The sequence below is a fragment of the Roseivirga sp. E12 genome (genome assembly GCF_017592825.1).
GTDB lineage: Bacteria > Bacteroidota > Bacteroidia > Cytophagales > Cyclobacteriaceae > Roseivirga.
The window spans coordinates 226,745-245,589 of record NZ_JAGFMD010000004.1 but is presented as its reverse complement, the minus strand read 5'-3'; the positions used below and the strand labels follow the sequence as shown (position 1 = coordinate 245,589).

Here is an 18,845-nt window from a genome sequence, read left to right as displayed (position 1 = left end):
AAGCGCTGCCATTGGGACAAGTGGTCATATGATAATTCTATTCATTCCTTTATCTTTTGTCACAAATTAGAAGTTCCAGTAATCGAGATCGTCACCTTCTTCCATTACTGAGCTATTGCAAAACCTATAATATTGAGACAGCCTGAATTTCACGGTGCTAAAATCTTCGGTTTAATAGCCGGCCCAGCACTTTTTGCAATAATCATTCTCTGGAGCCCATCTTCTTCACTGAGTCCTGATGCCTGGAAGGTTATCGCAGTTGCAGCATGGATGGTCGTTTGGTGGATTACCGAGGCAGCGCCCATTGCCGTCACCGCCCTTCTACCGATCGTCTTGTTCCCCTTGACTGGAATTTTTACGGTCGATGAAGCCACAGCACCCTATGCCAACAAGATCATCTTCCTTTTTATGGGCGGATTTATGCTAGGGCTCGCCATGGAACGTCACAATCTGCATAAACGAATAGCACTGAACCTAATCAAGCTTACAGGCACAAACCCCAACGGTATAATACTGGGCTTCATGCTAACCACGGCATTTATCTCCATGTGGATCAGCAATACTGCCACTACAGTGATGATGCTACCCATTGGCCTATCCATCATCAACTTATTGGGGATTGATCAGGCCTCAGAGAAAGGTAAGAAGCGCTTTGCGTTGTCTTTGATGCTTGGCATTGCATATGCTGCCAACATAGGCGGTACAGCGACCATCATAGGCACCCCTCCAAATGTGGCCTGGGTTGGGTTTATGAGCGATATGCTTAATACTGAAGTCACCTTTGCTAAGTACTTGAGTGTAGGCTTGCCCATTTGCCTCATCATGCTTACGGTTACTTATTTACTGATTACCAGAATCCTTTACCCAAGTGGTATTGCCAAGCTCTCTGAATCAGCACAAGTGATTGACGATCAGCTGTCGGAACTTGGCAAGATTAGTAAGGCAGAAAAGAGAGTAGCTGTCATCTTTGTAGCGACTGCCCTTACCTGGATCTTACGTGGAAGCATTAACAACTGGTTTGATACCAACCTTCTCAATGATTCGATCATAGCCATTGCGGGAGGTATACTTATGTTTATCACTCCCCTTGAAATCAAGAAAACCAAATTCCTTTTAGAATGGGAATATACATCAAGACTACCTTGGGGTATACTGTTACTTTTTGGAGGGGGGCTGACCCTTGCCAAGGCAATGGAGAAGTCAAATATCGTTCAGGTGGTAGGCGAAACTATTGCTGGCAATGGGGATATCTCTCCAATATTATTGATTGCAGGACTCACAGCATTTATGCTCTTTATGACCGAACTAATGAGCAATGTAGCCCTAACCGTCATCTTTGTACCAGTGGTCATTGGCATTTCGGTCAGTCTGAATATCAACCCTATGTATTTAACTATGCCTGTTACACTGGCAGCCAGTTATGCCTTTATGATGCCCATCTCAACCCCGCCAAACGCCATTGTCTTCTCTAGTGGAATGATACGGATTAAAGACATGATGCGCGCAGGTATTTTCTTAAACGTCATTGCTATCATCTTGCTTGTGATCCTATCACAAACGCTCATCCCAGCTATTTACTAATATGAAAGAATCAGCAGTAATTTTCGATCAACTAGTAAATGAAAGACGATCTGTTAGGATTTATGATGCCGATGCTGAATTCGATGAAGGTGCCGTAAAACGCAGTATCGATCGGGCCATTCTAGCACCTAATAGCAGCAACATGCAGTTATGGGAGTTCTATAGAATAAAATCTCCTGAGGCCTTGAAAAAAGTAGCATGGATGTGCATGAACCAAAAAGCTGCCAAAACCGCCAGAGAACTAGTCGTCATCGTAACCAGAAGAGACTTATGGCGTCAAAGGCAACGAGCCCTGTTGAAAGAAATTGAGGGTGTTTATGAAGGAAAGGATGATAAAGGGGCCAAACGAGCAATAGGCTACTATAAAAACTTAATCCCAAAATACTATTACAGCGATCCTCTGGACATCTGGGGCATCATTAAAAAACTCATTTACTTCTTTGTAGGACTGTCTAGGCCGATGGTCAGACACGGCAATCGTGCCGACATCAGAATCTCTGTCCATAAGAGTGCTGCGCTTGCTGCACAAAACTTTATGATGAGTATGAAAGCCGAAGGCTACGACACTTGCCCAATGGAAGGCATGGACTCCAAGCGCATTAAGAAGTTACTTGGTTTGCCTCGAAAAGCAGAAATCAATATGGTAATTGGTTGTGGACCGGGCTCCGAAAAAGGCATCTATTCGAAACGCTTCAGGGTTCCAAATGAAGAAGTGATTTTTGAAGTTTAATTTTTATATTGATTAACAACCAACACTTAGCTATGAAAAAGTTCATCACTATTCTCTTAATCCTTTTTGTTTCCCTCAGTACAAGCTCCTGCATGAACTTTCTTGAAAGGGTTTTCTTCAATGCCAATGGCAGCGGTGAATACAGCTTTTCCGTTGACATGAGCCAATTAAGATCTCTTGCCGAATTGAGTGGAGAAGAGTTCTCATCAGAGAAAATGATGAGTGAAATGAATATGGATGAAAACAAAATGATCCAGAAGCTAGAAGCCATCGAGGGTGTCAATAATGTAAGAACAGAGTTTGACGATGAGAACTTCACCGTGACCATGGCTTTCGATTTTACTAGTATCGAAGCACTCAATACTGGCATGAGTACCTATATGGCCGATTCCACAAAGTCTGAAATCGAGATGTTCGAGTTCTTTAGTATGAAGAAAAAGACCATTTCAAGAACTGGACTTAATCGTATCCTGGAGTCTTTTGAGGAAGGGTTAAACGAAGGATCTGAAGACCAAGAACTCGATATGGGTATGATGAAGATGATGTTTGGCGACTTACATTTTGCCACTGAAATAGTAACCGCCAAAAAGATCAAATCCTTCTCAAATCAAGAGTATACCCGCAAAGATGATAACACCATTAGCTGGATATTATATCCATTCAAAGACGGCAATGACAAAAAAGATATGTCAGTGGTGATCAAAATTAAATAACCTCAAACCAACCTTAAAAATCTCAATATTGGAAAATCAAGAAACACCTGAAGAGAAATCAGTCAGTACTGAACCTTCAGAACCTCAGAACCAAAGACTCACACTCAGTGAGAGTCAACTATCGGAAATACAAGACGGATTAAAAGATGAACAGAACTTTCATCTAGCGATAGGAGTTGGGGCTTTAGTTACCATTCTATGTGCAATTCTTTGGGCAGTTATTACGACAACCACCGGTTATCAGATAGGCTATATGGCCCTGGGTGTTGGATTTGCTGTAGGCTACACTGTAAGATATGCAGGTAAAGGAATAGATCAGAAGTTCGGAATACTTGGTGCCGTCTATGCACTTGTAGGGTGTCTTTTAGGCAATCTGTTTAGCCAAGTAGGATTTGCCGCAGATTATTACGAAGTCGGAATTTTCGAAGTGTTCTCAGTACTCAGTTTTGGTGATGTCATTGACATTATGATAGAAACTTTTGATATAATGGACGTGCTTTTCTATGGGATTGCTGTCTACGAAGGATATAAGTTTGCCTTCCGCCAAATCACTCAAGAGGATTTAAACTGATCCTCTAAAATAAGTATTCAGGTTATTCATTGACTGAGTAAGCTGAATACTTACCTCTTCCTCAAACTCATGTCAGCATCACGCTTGGCCTTAAACTCCGAGCCTTCATTCCACTGCGGGAAGTAAGTCTCATTCGCAATACGATAACCAACATTGAATAGCAGCTTGGCATCCTGAACAATACCTTTTAAGTCCCACTCTTCAGGAATGTAGTTGTCCTGTGGTTGGTGATATCGAATGGCTAGGTATTCTTGTGTTTTCTTGTCCGTAAACTCAACGCCTTTTTCCATTGATTCGAATGAACCGGATGCATACAAAGCAGGTATTCCAACCTTGGCAAAGTTGAAATGATCTGATCTAAAGAAATATCCTTTTCCCGGGTCAGGATCAGGAATCACGTACCTCCCCTGTTTCTTGGCTTCCGCAGCAGCGTACTTATCTAGCTCGGACTGACCATAGCCTGTAATCGTTAGGTCCTTCATCTCACCATAGGCAGGTAAGCCATCCATATTGATGTTAGCGACAGTTTGGTTAGGTGGGAAAATTGGGTTTTGACCATAGTAAGCCGAACCTAGTAAACCCTGCTCCTCCGCAGTTACAAATAGGAAAACCACCGATCGCTCCGGTTTAGTCTCTAGTTTGGCGAAGGCTTCAGCAATACCCAACATTCCGGTTATACCCGTAGCATTATCATGTGCTCCGTTATAAATAGAATCTCCATCTATAGGTGCTCCAACACCTAAATGGTCCCAATGGGCTGAATAGATGATATACTCATCAGGCCTTTCGGTTCCTTCGACCATACCGATCACGTTTCTCGACATGTCCTTTTTGATTGCATTTTTAACACCCACACTAGCTGTCAAACCCATGGAGACAGGCTTAAAATCTTTACTTTTTGCCAGATCTGAGTAGTCTTTAATACCCGCTTCTCTAAAAAGAGCCACGGCAGTATTTCTGGTAATCCAACCTTGAATAGCGCATTTATAAGGCGGGTTTGCATCGTCTAGATTCAGTTTGGCTCCAGTCCAAGAACTCTCTACTACCAACCATGGATATCCGGCCGGAACAGTCTCATGAACAATCAGCACACCTGCGGCACCTTGTCTGGCAGCTTCCTCATACTTGTATGTCCATCTGCCATAATAGGTCATTTGGTCACCTTTGAATAGTGTACTATCGCCTGATCCAAATCCTGGATCATTAACCAAAACCACAACGGTCTTCCCTTTTACATCCAGCCCTTCATAATCATTCCATCCATATTCTGGAGCCACAATTCCAAAGCCAGCATACACTAATTCTGAATCTTTGATAGAGACATCCTCTTCAACACGTTCGGTGTAAACAACAACAGAATTCCCGGTCTCAAATTCTAATGTATTTCCACTCCCTTTTACCGTCATTACATCCGACTGGGTACCCGTAATTTCGACCAGAGGCACCTCTTGAAAATAGCTATCTCCATTGCCAGGTTTAACCCCCATGGTTTTAAGCTCAGACTCTAGATAGTAGATGGTCTTTTCTTCACCTTCAGTGAAAGGCTTTCTACCCATAAAATCATCCGAAGCCAAGATTGACAAATGCCTGTCCATGGTAAGTGTGTCAATGTTCACTTCTGGAATTTCAGTAGTCTCTTGCGATTGACAACCGACCAAAACCAAGATGGCAAATAAACCGAGTGTGATATTCTTCATAATGCTATTCATTAAGGGAGTCGAAGATAAATAATTTTGGTGGCTAATTTAGGTTAGTTGAACTAGGTGATTAGTTTTATGCTATGAAGTGCTTCAATTTTGTATTGAGTTTCGTTTTGGTCCTGTCATTAGGCTCCGTTTCCGCTCAGAGTTATTCCGACATTGCTAACCAAAAAACTGGCAATAATAGCCTGGAACCTTCCCCTATGGTAGGTCTCTGGGAGGTGACCGAAGTTACCGTTGGTGACGAGACCTTGACACCTACTGCCAAGTGGTTTAAGTTCTTACCAGACGGAACACTCTCATCGGGAAATGGCTGGCTTCAAAACTTTTCCGGAAGCTATAACTACGATCAAGATACCAAAGAACTACTTCAAGCGAATCAGGGTAAGGCTGATGAGTATGGAGCTTTCAAAGTTAGCCTCAACAACAATGGTATGACCTGGCAACGGGTTGAAGATGGTCAGGCGGTACAAGTCACCTTAAAGAGAGCCACTAAAAAGCCTTTGGCACCATGGGACAAGATAGTTGGCAGATGGAGTATAGAGAAAGCCGAAGGCTTAGACCCTGAAACCGGGGTAGTCAAGTCAGAGTATTCTATGAGACCCGGAGCCTATTTCTTCCGATGGGATAGAGAATATCGAAAATTCGATGAGAACAATCAGAGAACAGAGATGGGCATTTGGCATATTCATTCCCATTCGCCTACACTTAGCATTATGGCTGAGGGCGGAAAGCAAGATGTTAAATGGGAAATCTCATTCAAAGATGACCAAATGATCTGGACTCAAAAGGGTGACCCTGAAACAATGAAAGTTTACTTAAAAAAACAGCACTGAGATAATCTCAATACGCACTACTCAATGCGCTTAATATCCATACTTCCCCTTCCACATAGCTTTTAGGCGTTTGCGCATTTCTTCTTCACGTGCATTCTTCCCCGGATCATAGAGCTTAGTACCCTTAATCTCATCAGGAAGAAATTCCTGCTCTACAAAATTGCCTGGAAAATCATGAGAGTACTTGTAGCCTTTACCATAGCCCTCTTCCTTCATTAATTTAGTCGGTGCATTTCTGATGGGCATTGGCACGGATAGGTCTCCCGTTTTTCTGACAATACTCTGTGCCTGATTGATCGCCATATATGCAGCATTACTCTTGGGTGAAGAGGCTAAATAGGTCACCGCTTGCGAAAGGATTATTCGGCCTTCTGGATAACCAATCAGATTCACCGCCTGAAAAGCATTTGTTGCTATAACAAGAGCGGTTGGGTTGGCATTACCAATATCTTCTGAAGCTAGAATGACGAGCCTTCTAGCAATGAACTTGATGTCTTCACCACCTTCAATCATTCTAGCCAGATAGTAAACGGCAGCATTAGGGTCGCTGCCTCTAATGGACTTTATGAAAGCCGATATAATATCGTAGTGCTGATCGCCAGACTTATCATAAATGGCCACCCTTTGCTGCGCAATTTCCAACACTATGTCATCCGTGATACTGATCTTTTCCCCTCCTAGATTTTCAACCACTAGGTCTAATAGGTTCAGAAGCTTTCGTGCATCACCTCCTGAAATGCTGAACAAGGCTTGTGTTTCTTTTAACTCTACCTTCTTCTTACTGAGTATCTCATCTTTCTCTAGTGCCAATTGAACCAGACGCTCTAAATCTTCTTTCGAAAGCGCCTTCAGTGTATATACTTGAGAGCGTGAGAGTAATGCAGAATTTACCTCGAATGATGGGTTCTCTGTCGTGGCTCCAATGAGGGTGATATCTCCTTTCTCGACAGCTCCTAAGAGGGCATCTTGTTGCGACTTAGTAAAACGGTGAATCTCATCAATAAACAGAATGGTATTCGTCTGGAACTTTGCCCTTTGGATCACCTCTCTCACCTCTTTAACACCTGAACTAATGGCACTCAGTGTAAAGAATGGTGCTTTAACAGCATTCGCAATAATATTGGCAATGGTTGTTTTACCCACACCTGGTGGGCCCCATAAGATCATGGAAGGGATACTTCCCGACTCGATCGCTCTTCTCAGCACGCCATTCTTTCCTACCAAATGTTCTTGGCCGATAAGATCATCCAAGGTCTGGGGTCTTATTCTTTCGGCAAGCGGTTTGGAAGCGTAGTTCATTCCATGAAATTAGGAATGTTGATTGGTAAATGCTGAATGATAAACAACAATTCATCATTCAACATTAAAAACTTTACTCTCTCTGCAACAGGTTAATTGGATTCACTCTAGAAGCTACTACTGTCTTAAAGCTCACACTCGTTAGACTCACCATAAGAATCACCAAACCTGGTACTACAAAAAACATTAGCCCGAGTCCGATTCTGTATGGAAAAGAATCTAACCAACCCTCAACTGCCCACAACGACAGTGGTGTTGCCACAAATGCTGCCAATAGGATGAGAATGAGGAAGTCTTTGTTTAAGTGATTGACAATACTAGATGATCTTGCACCAAGCACTTTTCTAATGCCTATCTCCTTACTTCTAGAAATGGTTATGAAAGATGATAGGCTGTAAAGACCAATACTGGCGATCAAAATTGCGATTAAGGCAAAAAAGCCAAATGATCTACCAAATTGCTGCTCTTCCGCATAATTCTGTTCAAAATGCTCGTCTAGAAAGTAATAGTCAAAAGGGTTTCCAGGAAAGACAGTATTAAAAGCTTCTTCCACTTCGGCTAAGCTCTTCTCAATTGATCCCCCATCGATTTTTATCAAATGATAGTCTAAGCCCCAGCTTCGCGTGCCGATAATCATTGGGACAACCTGATTCTTTAAACTGGTATGATGGTAATCGGAAATAACTCCAATAATATTTACCCATTCATCTCCTTCATACAGTCTTTGATCTACTACTTCTTGCGGATCACTAAAACCCAATGCCTTGACCGCGGATTCATTAAGAACTACGGACTTTTCATCCACGACAGTATTCCTAAAATCTCTGCCAGCAACAAACGGAATATCCAAAAGCTTAAAGTAGTCGTACTCAACAAAAATGGCTCTCGATTTGACCTCATTGTCTTCGACTTCGGTCAGGTTAATGTCCTTCCCCTTCCTCAAAACGCTACCTGGTAGAGCATCTGTAACTGCGTAGTCCTTCACGAAAGATTTGGAGGACAAAAGCGACTTGAATAAGCTCTTGTGATCCCTGTCTTCATCGGTGATCTTATTAAGGTTACCAGGCTTAGCGATGACCAAGACTTGTTCTGGCTCCATACCCAAGTCATTATTCAACATGTAATCGACTTGCTTGACAATGGCCAACAGGCCTGTTATTAGAAAAATAGATATACCTGCCTGTAGTACCACTAGCACCTTCCTAACCAAGAGTCCATTGCCCGAATTCTTGAAAACTCCTTTCAAAACAGTCACAGGTTTGAATCCAGATAGAACGAAGGCTGGATAGATACCCGCGACCAAGCCACAAACGAATACGATTCCAAGGATTAAAAGAGTAGTGTGGAACTCATTGAAGAGGTACCACTTTTCTGTTACTGGCAGAAATTCATTGAAATAGTTAAAGCTCAAACTGAAAAAGAGGATGCCAACAGCAAAGGCAATGAAGCCTGTCAAAACAGATTCGAATAGAAACTGCCAAATCAGTTGCTTCCTTGTACCACCAAGCACCTTCCTCATGCCTGTTTCCTTTGCTCTCCCAAGAGCAGTGGCGGTGGTAAGGTTGATGAAATTGACCCAAGCCAAAACAAGTACGAAGACGCCCAGTATCAGAAGTGTATTCAGTTTTTGCACATCAGCGACAGTCTTTACTTCTTCCCGTACAGCTGCCGAAGTATGGATTGCCTTTACTGGCTTTAAATTCAACTGATAAGCATAACCAGGATAAGTGATTGGCGCATTCATATTTTCTTCAAGCACCGTGGCAATAGGTTCATGTGGAGTACCAGGAGATAACTTTAAGTAGGTCAAAAAATCATGTGCGCCCTCCCAGTCTTCATCGTAGCGATACTTAGCAGTTTCACCTCTCTTGGTCTCTCGAGTATAAAGTGTTTTAAACGAAACGAGCATATCAAAAGCCAGATGAGAATCACCAGGGAAATCTTCAAACACACCGCTGACAGTGAGTACTTCATGATTCTCATCGTCATCATCAAAAGTGATGGTTTTGCCAACTGCCGATGCTCCTTGGAAGTACTTCAGTTGAAGTGATTTAGAAATTATGACCTCAAAAGGCTCATCTAAAACAAATTCAGCATCGCCTTCAATCATTCTAAGTCCAAGCAGACTTGGGGCATGAGCTGTGGCGTGCATTATTCCAGATTCATTGAATGAGTTTCTTCCTTGCTCGTCAAGGCTGATAACGCAATTGTTCTCACTGCCCGAATTAAAAAGCTTAAAGTAATCCGCCACTTGTGGAAGAAGTTCATAGGCATTACGACCTATGGCCGGGACAGCCTCAGCTGTTTCAAAGACCAACAGCGAATCACGCTTTAGTGTGCTGTTGACACGAAACAGATTCTCATTATCAGGAATAAAAGCATCATAATTCTTCTCAAAAGAGACGTATTGAAAAATGGCGAGAAAGACCATAAACCCACAGGCTAAGCCGAAGAGATTTGTGACCGTTTGAGATTTGTTGCACATAAACGTACGCAGTGTGACCTTTAAAGAAATCATTGCTAAAAAATTAAGTTTGACCGTTGTTTTGTTTTCTATTTTGAGTAGCCTAATGGCTGAAAAAGCATCTAAAAAATATCGAAGGTTAGCGACCGTTTTACCCTTCTCTTCTATTCTCCAGCAGTAGACCTCATGTACATCGCCCAATACCTCTTCGGCATAGTCCTTACGACAGAACAGCTTTACTAACCATTCGGCAAACTTTGGAGGTGCTATGGGCTTATTGTTTTCCACTAAGACATTTTCGGTACCATATCCCAAATCTGAGTTTTGGTTTTTACCGCTTCTTCGGCACTATAGTAACCAAGTTCTGTGGCCTCATACATCACCTTTCTTCTACCTCCTCTTTGAGCAGATGGGTCTCCTGTATAAGATTTCAACATCTTCTTTTTCTCAAGCCTCTTCAAAACCATCACCACTGCCGGAAGCGTGATAGATTTGTTTGTATGCTCAGCATACAGTTTGACTAGCTCTGCACCATAAGACTCTCTTTCTCTTAGTACAAGCAAGAGAATCAATTCTTCTAGGGCTCCTAATGTCTGGTTCATACCTACGAATTATTATTTCCTAAACGCAAGTATACAAAACATTTGTTTAGGTAATAAAACTATTAAGTAAATATTTGTTTAGGTAATGATGTTGATATGCTTCCAAAACTGGGCTTTCGTGACAAAAAACTATCTATACAGCCGATAAAAGGAGTTTTAGACCAATTGCCACTCCCGAGGAATTTCTTCCGCTCCCTTAAAATCTGTGCATCCTACAGGTAGGTCAGCGTAAGTTTGAGTGAACAAAAAATCAAAATATCATGAAACAACGAATTCTAAAACTCAGCATTGTCACGCTTATTAGTGTGGCCCTAGCCATAGGTAATCATCTGTCATATGGCGCAGTTGCACCAGGTATTAAAACAAGAGTTATAGGGAAAGGTCAACCCGTGATTATGATTCCTGGCCTTACATGTGATGGCGCTGTGTGGGACGATACCATTGAAGCAATGGGGAATGGATATCAGTACCATGTAATGACGCTACCGGGCTTTGCGGGCAATGCGCCTCTGGAAGACTTAGAAGCTGGTTTTTTTAAGCAAGTGGAAGCCATGGTCTTGAACTACATCGATGAAAACAACATCGAAAAGCCAATAATCATCGGTCACAGTCTAGGTGGTTTTATGGCATTGAACATAGCGATCAAGAGACCTGATCTTCCTTCTAAACTTGTTATTGTTGATTCTTTGCCCTACCTCACCAAAATTCAAATGCCACAAGCTGAGACCCCTGAGCAGGTCAAACAAATGGCAGATCAAATGAAAAACATGATTCGGTCCAGTGTAAATCAACCCAGAGCAGACAAGGTGACCTTCCAGAAGCAGATGCTTCAGAGTATGATCATTGATAAGGACAAAATCGAGATTGCGGCTGGCTGGGGAGCTGATAGCGATACGCATACCATAGCGCAGTCAATGTATGAGATGTATACGACTGATATCCGTGATGACCTCGACAAAATTAAAGTCCCTACACTGGTACTGGGCGCCTGGGTGGCCTACCAAGCCTACGGCAGCACAAGAGAGAGCACTTTAGCACAGTATACAGGTCAATATGAGAAATTGGCGAATGTCACAGTAGATATGACGGATATCGGCAACCACTTTATTATGTGGGATGATCCAGCGTTCTTCTACGGCTGGTTGAAAAAATTCCTCTAATTAACAATTCATGAATGGTGGATGATAAATGTTAAATTATCCACCATTCTCTCTTGATATGAATAAGAATCTAGTTTACTGGCTTTGTCAAATCGGAGGGTGGCTTTTGTATATAGCCTTCTCCACTTCTATGATTGCAGTTTTTGGAGGCATTGCTGCCCTTACCCAATCTGCCCTTCTGCTTCAGCTTATCATTTTTGTCAACCTCGTGCTCTTCTCGCACCTGTTTCGTCTCTATATCCAAAAGCAGAAGTGGATCAATTTGAAGATCATTCAACTAACTCTTAGAGTGCTTTTGGGTGCCCTAGTTGTAGCCATTGCAGCTCAAGGGGCCATTCATATTATCATCTACCTTATACTTCAGATGAAGGACCTAGCCCCCTTCAGTTGGCTAGCCTTTGGAGGATATGTCGTCAGTGTTTATGTAGTACTCATACTCTGGTCAACCATTTACTTCTTTATCAAAAACACTGAGAAAAGTCGCAAGAGCGAAATGGAGAAGTTGGCCTTGAAAACAGACTTACAGGAGGCTGAGCTAATGATTCTAAAAAATCAGATCAACCCTCACTTTCTATTCAATGCCCTGAATAATATTCGATCTCTGATCCTTTCAGATCAGGAAAGGGCCCGTCAAATGGTCACCCATATTTCCGAACTCTTGCGCTATTCTATTCAGTTCAACGCATCGGAAAAAGTAACCCTTTCTCAAGAAATGGACATTGTTCAGGATTATCTACAACTGGAATCTATCCAGTTCAACGATCGTCTGGCTTATGTCCTGAAGATCGATGACGATACTCGAGACCTGAGCATTCCACCAATGGCCATACAGTTACTGGTAGAAAATGGCATCAAACATGGACTCTCTATTCAAAAAAATGGAGGTTTCATTAGAATAGAATCGACCAGAGAATCGGATTCCTTGGTAATTAAAGTCACCAACACAGGTCAATTAGGGCAGAAACAAGGGCGTGAGGGAATTGGCATCAAAAATCTGGTAGAGCGTATGAAGATACTTTTTGGTCCTTTTGCTCAATTCAACCTCGAAAACTCTTCCAAAGATACTGTCACGGCAACCCTTAATATCCCTATTCAATGAGATCCATTATTGTAGACGATTCCCACCTTGCTAGGCAAGAGTTAAAGCACCTACTTAAGGCATTTGACTACGTGCAAGTTGTGGGTGAGGCAGAAAATGCCGAACAGGCAAAAGAACTTATTGAAGAATTGAAGCCAGCACTGGTTTTCCTTGACATCCAAATGCCTGACAAAGATGGCTTCGAGCTTTTAGCACAACTGGAAGACGTCCCGGAAATTATCTTTATCACTGCCTTCGACCAATACGCCATGAAGGCCTTCGATCATAATGCACTTGACTACCTTCAAAAACCTGTCAAAGAAGATCGGTTGTCATTAGCACTCGAAAAAGCCAGAGAGACCATCAAGTTGCGCTCCGAGCAAGAGGTAAAAAACCAGCAGCTGGGACTGAATAATCAGGTCTTTGTAAAAGATGGTGAAGCCTGCTGGTTTGTGAGTCTGGCAGAGATTCGAGTGCTCGAAATTCTGGGGAGTTATACGCGCATTTACTTCAAAGATCAAAAGCCAATGATCCCCAGGTCGCTCAACTATATGGAAGGTCGGCTCGATCCGGAAGTGTTCTTTAGGGCGAACAGGCAACAAATCATTAACCTTAAATACATCGAAAGAATTGAGCCATGGTTTAGCGGTACGCTAAAAGTGTACCTAAAGGATGGTGAGGAAATTGAAGTTTCACGAAGACAAAGTATTAAATTTAGAGAGCTAATGAGCTTCTAATAAATGAGAACTTTTTCACTTTTTGGTCTACTAATAATCTGCTCATTGAGCTGTCAACAGAAGCCTGCAGTCCTGGGTTCTGAGAAAGATCTTATGACCACGCTTGAATATTTCAACACCGCATTTGCCGAAGGAGACTTAGACTATCTCGATAAACATACCACTGATGACTATCGGCATACCAACAGTTCTAGCAAAGCTTTCGGTAAAGAGGCATGGTTCAATTATCTAAAAACTCGAAAGAAGGATTTAACCAATGGGGTGCTTATGGTCGAAAACTATGAGATGACCGAAATAGAAGTCCAACTCCATTCCAATTCCGCTTTTGTCACAGGAGTCGTCCATACCAAAGGCAATCACTATAGCGAGGCATTCGATCGTAAACTGAGGGTTTCACACTATTGGGTTTTTGAAGAAGGGGTGTGGAAAAGGGCAGGTTTTCACGACACCCTGATCGAATAATTAGGTCCGACATTCCACTTCGACAAATCCGGTCATATTAATCCATTTAATTCCTTGGGAAGCTTTTCCTTAAACTTTAATTTTCGGCTATGAACAGGGCGGAAATCATAGGGAAGTTAGAAGAGGTGTATGGTCGATTGACTGATTTTCTTCTAGACCTTTCACAAGACGAGTACGAATATGCACCCGAAGGTAAGTGGAATGCCGGACAGCAGGCAGAACACCTGAGCAAAAGCGTTAGGGCAGTCACCACGGGGCTGACAGTACCAAAAATGATGATTGGCTACAAGTTTGGTAAGGCAAACAGACCCAGCTTGGAGTATCGAGAACTTGTCGAGAAGTATCAGAACAAGCTGTCAGATTTTAATGGTCCAGCGCCATCGGCCTATAGCCCTGGCAAAGTGAAATTTGTCAACGCCAAAAAGAATGTGAACAACCTAAAAGATGCCATTCAGACAATGATCAAACGGCTCGATGGTTGGTCAGGGTCCGACATGGATAAATATGTCTTTCCGCATCCACTCATGGGTAAGTTGACGGTGAGAGAAATGATGTACTTTACTATTTACCATGCCGAGCACCATCATGGTTTAATTCGCAGATATCTAAAAGGCGTATAGACCGATCATGAAGAAACTGCTCTCCCTCCTTCTCACACTACTTTCTTTTGGACAAATGCAAGGTCAGGAAAAGCAACAACCACTTCAAGTGGCCGTCATTGGCTTAACTCACACACATGTGCATTGGATACTGGGTCGTGAGGACAGGGGCGATATTGAAATCGTTGGGATTATTGAGACGAACAAAGACTTAGCACAGCGCTATACCAAACAGCATGGTTACTCGATGGACATTGTCTATGACTCCATGGAGGACCTAATGAAAAACCAGTCTCCGGAGGCTGTAACCGCTTTTGGTACAATCTACGATCACCTTTCGGTGGTTGAATTCTTTGCCCCAAAGGGAATTCATGTAATGGTAGAAAAACCATTGGCCGTGAGTCTTGACCATGCCAAGAAAATGCAGGCACTGGCTCGAAAGCATAATATCCATTTGCTCACTAACTATGAAACCACGTGGTACGGAAGCAATTTCAAAGCCTATGAAATGGTACACGAAACCAAGCAGATCGGTGACATTAGAAAGATTGTTGTTCATGACGGGCATCCTGGGCCGAAAGAGATTGGTGTTAATGAAGAATTTCTGGAGTGGCTGACCGACCCTAAACAGAATGGTGCAGGAGCACTCACAGATTTCGGATGTTATGGGGCCAACCTAGCCACCTGGCTCATGAAGGGCGAAAGACCTGAATCCGTTTTTGCCATGGCCCAAACCAATAAACCAGACCTATATCCTAATGTCGATGACGAGGCGACTATAGTATTGAAGTATCCAAAGACACAAGTCATTATTCAGGCCTCATGGAATTGGCCTGTCAGCCGAAAGGATATGGAGGTATATGGTGTCAAAGGCCAAGTAATTGCAGACAATGGGTCAACCCTTAGGTATCAATTGGGTGATGATCACGAAGAAGTCACACTCACCAACTTGAAGAAAGAAAAGCCGATGGACGACCCCTTCAGTCTGTTAGCCGCGGTAGTTCGTGGCCAAATCAAGCCATTGCCAACTGATCTGTCAGCTCTGGAAAACAATATGGTAGTGATGGAAATCCTGGAAGCCGCAATGAAGAGCGTCAAGACTGGGAAGTTGGTGAAGTTGAAATGACCACCCCTAACCCCTCCTTTCAAGGAGGGGAATGAATCGACTCTAGATTACTTTAGGAATTTCAAGCAAACAGGAGTTGGCACCTCGGCAACATACCCCGTTTCGGACAGCATTCCGGTCTCTTGATCAATCGCAAAGGTGACGATGGTGCCTGAATCTTGATTGGCGACCAAGAGAAATCTACCGGATGGATCGATCTCAAAATCTCTGGGTGTTAAACCCAAAGTCGATTGTCTGCCTACCGGTGTCAAACCACCCTTTTCATCAATTGAGAAGACTACAATTTCATTCAACTCTCCTCTATTAGAGGCATAGAGAAACTTTCCACTCGGGTGTACTTTAATGGCCGCACTGGCCGGATCTCTCGTATCACCTTCCTCCTGAGTCGAGATCATCTGAGTCGTTCGTCTCATCCGAATGGAGTCAGCCGTCAAATTCACTTCTACCGTGCCAATCAATTCATTCAGCATATAAGCAACATCTAAACTTGGATGAAAAGCCAAGTGCCTAGGGCCAGACATTCTTGGTGAGTTAGGGTAGTCGCCCACATAGTTTAGCGTTTGCGAAAGGGTGTCAAGTTCATATTCATAGGTCCTGTCAGCACCCAAGTCAACGGCAATCACCCAATCCTGAGTAGGGTGTTGGATGATCTGATGTGCATGAGGTGCGTCTTGTCGGGGATGGGTTGAACTACCAGAGTGCTTCTTATAAGAGGTATAATCTTCTAGCATTCCATCTTCATTGATCGGAAATAGCACGACACTTCCTCCAACGTAGTTTGCTGCCATTACAAATTTCCCAGTATTGTCAATACTGACGTAACAAGGGTATTGGCCTATACTGCTGACCTCATTCAAATAGTTTAAGCTATGGTCTTCAGGGTTGTATTCAAATGCAGTGACCCCGGCAAACTCATCTGCACCACCATTAAATTCATTGACCGCATAAACCCATTTACCATTCTCATGCACCGCCAAATAGGATGGGCTGATCACTGCATCAGAGGTAGCCAGGTACTTCAAAGCACCTGTTTTCTTATTCATTTCATAGACATAAACACCCTCACCTTTGCCATCCACATGCCCTTCTTTCTGGGTATAGGTTCCAATGAAAAGAATTTCGACATCGTCAGACTTCTTCACCGTTTCTTCTTTAGAGGGTTGGCAACTCGCGAATATGAATAAGCTGACGAGTGCCAGCAAAAACTGCTTCATGTTAGAGGCTTTTTAGAACTTTGATTAACTGATTCATATGGTCATCTGTGAAGTCGAGATGGGTAACAAAACGAATCAGTTGTGGACCAAAACCGAAAGCGTGTACCTTATGATCGGCTAGCTTCTTAATGAAGGTTTGGTTATCGTATTTATCAGTAAGCTTAAAAATCAGGATGTTCGTCTCGCAGGGATAAACCTCTTCTACATAGTCTAGGGCCTCAAGTGTCTTTCCAATCTCTTTAGCCTTTTTATGATCTTCCGAAAGTCTCTTCACATGGTGATCCAAAGCATACAGTCCTGCCGCTGCGATATAACCAGCCTGTCTCCAAGCCCCTCCCATTACTTTGCGGATGCGCTTGGCACGCTTAATATCATCATGGCCACCCAGCAATAGAGAACCCACTGGGGCACCCAATCCTTTAGACAGACAAATCGATATGGTATCGAATACCTCACCGTAAGCTTTGGCCTTTTGACCAGTCGCTACCAAGGCATTAAAAAGTCTTGCACCATCTAAATGCAGGGACAGATTATGTTCATGACAAGTCTCGCGAATTGCCCATATCTCTTCGAGATCATAGCAACTTCCCCCACCCTTATTCATTGTATTTTCTAAGGAGACCACCTTTGAAACGGGAGCATGGATATCGTCTGGCTGAATAGCCGCCTTAACATCATCTGCAGTAATCAATCCCCTCTCTCCTTCCAGCAAGCGAACAGAAACTCCTGAATTGGACATAAGTCCACCACTCTCATACAAATAAATATGTGAGTGCTTATGGCAAATTACTTCGTCCTGCAACGTGGTATGGAGTCGAATACCGATTTGGTTGGTCATAGTACCAGAAGCACAATAAAGCGCTGCATCCATACCAAACATTCGTGCCGCTCTCTGTTCAAGAGCCGCTACTGTTGGGTCTTCACCAAACATGTCATCACCAACTTCCGCAGTCATCATGGCCTCTAGCATACCCGGAGTTGGCTTGGTTAACGTATCGCTTCTTAAATCAATCACTCTCTAAAATATTTAAACTTTGAACTAGTACTAGGCTTCAGCTTTTCCAACACTCTCGCTGCTTCTATAGGTCGGTCCGTGGCCAATATATCAGCACCACGATTGACAAAACCAGCATAGATACTATCTCCTTTCGCTATTGCCATTTTGTCCAGATTGCCCAGAACACCTAAAATAGCATAAATACCCTTGTCATGCAGAAACTTATACAAGGATGGCTCAGGTTCCGAAACCCCGGTGAAGGCAATCATATTTTCATCTGGGATCCCAATGTTCCTATGGGCCTCATAAGCACTCATATTACCAATTCCGACAGAAATCATTAGATCAGGGTTCAGTTCATAAACAGCCTTGGCCGCATTAGCATTGTAAGTAATAATGGCTGCATAGTTTTCTGTGTGCGTAGCCTCAACGAGGTCTGTTACCATCTTTAAGGGCACTCCCCGTTTGACATCAAGGGTTAAAAGAGCTTTCCCATCTGCCCAAAGCAGTACTTCCTCCAAAGTCGGGATACCGTCCTCGGTAATATTCCCCTCATTGTCCTCTAATCGTAAAGATTTAAGGTCTTCCCAACGTATGTCTCCAACCTTACCCGTACCATTAGTTGTTCGGTCAAGTGTATTGTCATGCATCATTACTAAAACAGAGTCAGCCGTCATGGCAATATCACATTCTATGACCGCTGGCGTAAAGCTGAGCACATAATCAAAGGTTCGAAGTGAGTTTTCCGGATAACCAGGATAAGGCCCTCCACGGTGGGCACTTACCATAGGCACGCGATCTTCGGTCCAGGAATAAAAGTCCTTAGCACCATATAAGGTCATGGCCATTGCCTCCATTCCTTGCCCGTCTTCCTCAACAGATTTCTCCGTATTGGAACCACAGCTACAAAGTGTAAAAGCAATAATAAGTGTAAGTGAAAAGTGCTTTAGCGTACGCATCAGACTAGTGAAGAATT

18 protein-coding genes are annotated in these 18,845 nt (G+C 43.0%); 11 read left to right on the top strand and 7 right to left on the bottom strand.

Features of this window, described 5'->3' with window-relative positions; genetic code table 11:
- Positions 1 to 132 precede the first annotated feature (132 nt).
- From J4E76_RS12070 to J4E76_RS12055, 4 genes are read left to right on the top strand one after another with little or no spacing between them, the layout of a single operon-like run.
- The gene (locus J4E76_RS12070) at positions 133 to 1,581 is read left to right on the top strand and encodes a DASS family sodium-coupled anion symporter (RefSeq protein ID WP_208504503.1); all 1,449 of its coding nucleotides are present in this window, start codon (positions 133 to 135) and stop codon (positions 1,579 to 1,581) included.
- 1 nt (position 1,582) lies between these two features.
- A complete protein-coding gene (locus J4E76_RS12065; protein WP_208504502.1) occupies positions 1,583 to 2,311 on the top strand; it encodes a nitroreductase family protein in 729 nt (242 codons plus the stop codon).
- Between the two features lie 32 nt (positions 2,312 to 2,343).
- On the top strand, positions 2,344 to 3,024 hold the full coding sequence (locus J4E76_RS12060; RefSeq protein ID WP_208504501.1) for a hypothetical protein: 681 nt from the start codon (positions 2,344 to 2,346) through the stop codon (positions 3,022 to 3,024).
- A 28-nt stretch (positions 3,025 to 3,052) separates the two neighbouring features.
- A complete protein-coding gene (locus J4E76_RS12055; protein ID WP_208504500.1) occupies positions 3,053 to 3,595 on the top strand; it encodes a hypothetical protein in 543 nt (180 codons plus the stop codon).
- 50 nt (positions 3,596 to 3,645) lie between these two features.
- Here the strand turns inward: J4E76_RS12055 and J4E76_RS12050 are convergent, their stop codons facing one another.
- Entirely contained in the window at positions 3,646 to 5,292 is a 1,647-nt protein-coding gene (locus J4E76_RS12050) for a M28 family metallopeptidase (RefSeq protein ID WP_208504499.1), read from the bottom strand.
- Between the two features lie 83 nt (positions 5,293 to 5,375).
- On the opposite strand from J4E76_RS12050, the gene J4E76_RS12045 reads away from it, so the two are divergent.
- Entirely contained in the window at positions 5,376 to 6,131 is a 756-nt protein-coding gene (locus J4E76_RS12045) for a hypothetical protein (protein ID WP_208504498.1), read from the top strand.
- Positions 6,132 to 6,161: 30 nt separating this feature from the next.
- Here the strand turns inward: J4E76_RS12045 and J4E76_RS12040 are convergent, their stop codons facing one another.
- The 3 genes from J4E76_RS12040 to J4E76_RS12030 form a co-directional block, all read right to left on the bottom strand.
- Positions 6,162 to 7,430, bottom strand: coding sequence for a replication-associated recombination protein A (locus tag J4E76_RS12040; protein ID WP_208504497.1), 1,269 nt, complete (start codon positions 7,428 to 7,430; stop codon positions 6,162 to 6,164).
- A 73-nt stretch (positions 7,431 to 7,503) separates the two neighbouring features.
- Positions 7,504 to 10,182, bottom strand: coding sequence for an ABC transporter permease (locus tag J4E76_RS12035; RefSeq protein WP_208504496.1), 2,679 nt, complete (start codon positions 10,180 to 10,182; stop codon positions 7,504 to 7,506).
- The gene (locus J4E76_RS12030; protein ID WP_208504494.1) at positions 10,182 to 10,496 is read right to left on the bottom strand and encodes a helix-turn-helix transcriptional regulator; all 315 of its coding nucleotides are present in this window, start codon (positions 10,494 to 10,496) and stop codon (positions 10,182 to 10,184) included. Before J4E76_RS12030 ends, J4E76_RS12035 begins: the two co-directional genes overlap by 1 nt.
- A 260-nt stretch (positions 10,497 to 10,756) precedes the next feature.
- Here J4E76_RS12030 and J4E76_RS12025 point away from each other — a divergent pair, with 260 nt between their 5' ends.
- The 6 genes from J4E76_RS12025 (at position 10,757) to J4E76_RS12000 (ending at position 15,658) form a co-directional block, all read left to right on the top strand.
- The gene (locus tag J4E76_RS12025) at positions 10,757 to 11,656 is read left to right on the top strand and encodes an alpha/beta fold hydrolase (protein WP_208504493.1); all 900 of its coding nucleotides are present in this window, start codon (positions 10,757 to 10,759) and stop codon (positions 11,654 to 11,656) included.
- A 58-nt stretch (positions 11,657 to 11,714) separates the two neighbouring features.
- Positions 11,715 to 12,755 carry a sensor histidine kinase gene (locus J4E76_RS12020; RefSeq protein WP_208504491.1) on the top strand — a complete coding sequence of 347 codons (1,041 nt, stop codon included), beginning with the start codon at positions 11,715 to 11,717 and terminating at the stop codon, positions 12,753 to 12,755.
- Positions 12,752 to 13,471 (top strand): LytTR family DNA-binding domain-containing protein, encoded by a 720-nt coding sequence (locus J4E76_RS12015; protein ID WP_208504490.1) that lies wholly within the window; start codon positions 12,752 to 12,754, stop codon positions 13,469 to 13,471. Before J4E76_RS12020 ends, J4E76_RS12015 begins: the two co-directional genes overlap by 4 nt.
- 45 nt (positions 13,472 to 13,516) lie before the next feature.
- Positions 13,517 to 13,933 carry a nuclear transport factor 2 family protein gene (locus tag J4E76_RS12010; RefSeq protein WP_208504489.1) on the top strand — a complete coding sequence of 139 codons (417 nt, stop codon included), beginning with the start codon at positions 13,517 to 13,519 and terminating at the stop codon, positions 13,931 to 13,933.
- 89 nt (positions 13,934 to 14,022) lie between these two features.
- Complete coding sequence (locus J4E76_RS12005) at positions 14,023 to 14,553, top strand: DinB family protein (RefSeq protein ID WP_208504487.1); 531 nt, start codon at positions 14,023 to 14,025, stop codon at positions 14,551 to 14,553.
- Between the two features lie 7 nt (positions 14,554 to 14,560).
- Entirely contained in the window at positions 14,561 to 15,658 is a 1,098-nt protein-coding gene (locus tag J4E76_RS12000) for a Gfo/Idh/MocA family protein (RefSeq protein ID WP_208504486.1), read from the top strand.
- Between the two features lie 47 nt (positions 15,659 to 15,705).
- On the opposite strand, the gene J4E76_RS11995 is transcribed toward J4E76_RS12000, so the two are convergent.
- The 3 genes from J4E76_RS11995 to J4E76_RS11985 are packed head-to-tail and all read right to left on the bottom strand — an operon-like array spanning position 15,706 to position 18,828.
- Entirely contained in the window at positions 15,706 to 16,872 is a 1,167-nt protein-coding gene (locus tag J4E76_RS11995) for a lactonase family protein (protein ID WP_208504484.1), read from the bottom strand.
- Position 16,873: 1 nt separating this feature from the next.
- Positions 16,874 to 17,887 carry a GntG family PLP-dependent aldolase gene (locus J4E76_RS11990; protein ID WP_208504483.1) on the bottom strand — a complete coding sequence of 338 codons (1,014 nt, stop codon included), beginning with the start codon at positions 17,885 to 17,887 and terminating at the stop codon, positions 16,874 to 16,876.
- The gene (locus J4E76_RS11985; RefSeq protein WP_208504482.1) at positions 17,884 to 18,828 is read right to left on the bottom strand and encodes a glycerophosphodiester phosphodiesterase family protein; all 945 of its coding nucleotides are present in this window, start codon (positions 18,826 to 18,828) and stop codon (positions 17,884 to 17,886) included. Before J4E76_RS11985 ends, J4E76_RS11990 begins: the two co-directional genes overlap by 4 nt.
- Positions 18,829 to 18,845: the final 17 nt, after the last annotated feature.

What these genes read in the sequence shown, in the direction of transcription:
- J4E76_RS12065 (WP_208504502.1), top strand. Translation starts at nt 1,583, where the DNA reads ATGAAAGAATCAGCAGTAATTTTCGATCAACTAGTAAATGAAAGACGA.
- J4E76_RS12060 (WP_208504501.1), top strand. Translation starts at nt 2,344, where the DNA reads ATGAAAAAGTTCATCACTATTCTCTTAATCCTTTTTGTTTCCCTCAGT.
- J4E76_RS12050 (WP_208504499.1), bottom strand. Translation starts at nt 5,292, where the DNA reads ATGAAGAATATCACACTCGGTTTATTTGCCATCTTGGTTTTGGTCGGT.
- J4E76_RS12045 (WP_208504498.1), top strand. Translation starts at nt 5,376, where the DNA reads ATGAAGTGCTTCAATTTTGTATTGAGTTTCGTTTTGGTCCTGTCATTA.
- J4E76_RS12040 (WP_208504497.1), bottom strand. Translation starts at nt 7,430, where the DNA reads ATGAACTACGCTTCCAAACCGCTTGCCGAAAGAATAAGACCCCAGACC.
- J4E76_RS12030 (WP_208504494.1), bottom strand. Translation starts at nt 10,496, where the DNA reads ATGAACCAGACATTAGGAGCCCTAGAAGAATTGATTCTCTTGCTTGTA.
- J4E76_RS12025 (WP_208504493.1), top strand. Translation starts at nt 10,757, where the DNA reads ATGAAACAACGAATTCTAAAACTCAGCATTGTCACGCTTATTAGTGTG.
- J4E76_RS12020 (WP_208504491.1), top strand. Translation starts at nt 11,715, where the DNA reads ATGAATAAGAATCTAGTTTACTGGCTTTGTCAAATCGGAGGGTGGCTT.
- J4E76_RS12015 (WP_208504490.1), top strand. Translation starts at nt 12,752, where the DNA reads ATGAGATCCATTATTGTAGACGATTCCCACCTTGCTAGGCAAGAGTTA.
- J4E76_RS12005 (WP_208504487.1), top strand. Translation starts at nt 14,023, where the DNA reads ATGAACAGGGCGGAAATCATAGGGAAGTTAGAAGAGGTGTATGGTCGA.
- J4E76_RS12000 (WP_208504486.1), top strand. Translation starts at nt 14,561, where the DNA reads ATGAAGAAACTGCTCTCCCTCCTTCTCACACTACTTTCTTTTGGACAA.
- J4E76_RS11995 (WP_208504484.1), bottom strand. Translation starts at nt 16,872, where the DNA reads ATGAAGCAGTTTTTGCTGGCACTCGTCAGCTTATTCATATTCGCGAGT.
- J4E76_RS11985 (WP_208504482.1), bottom strand. Translation starts at nt 18,828, where the DNA reads ATGCGTACGCTAAAGCACTTTTCACTTACACTTATTATTGCTTTTACA.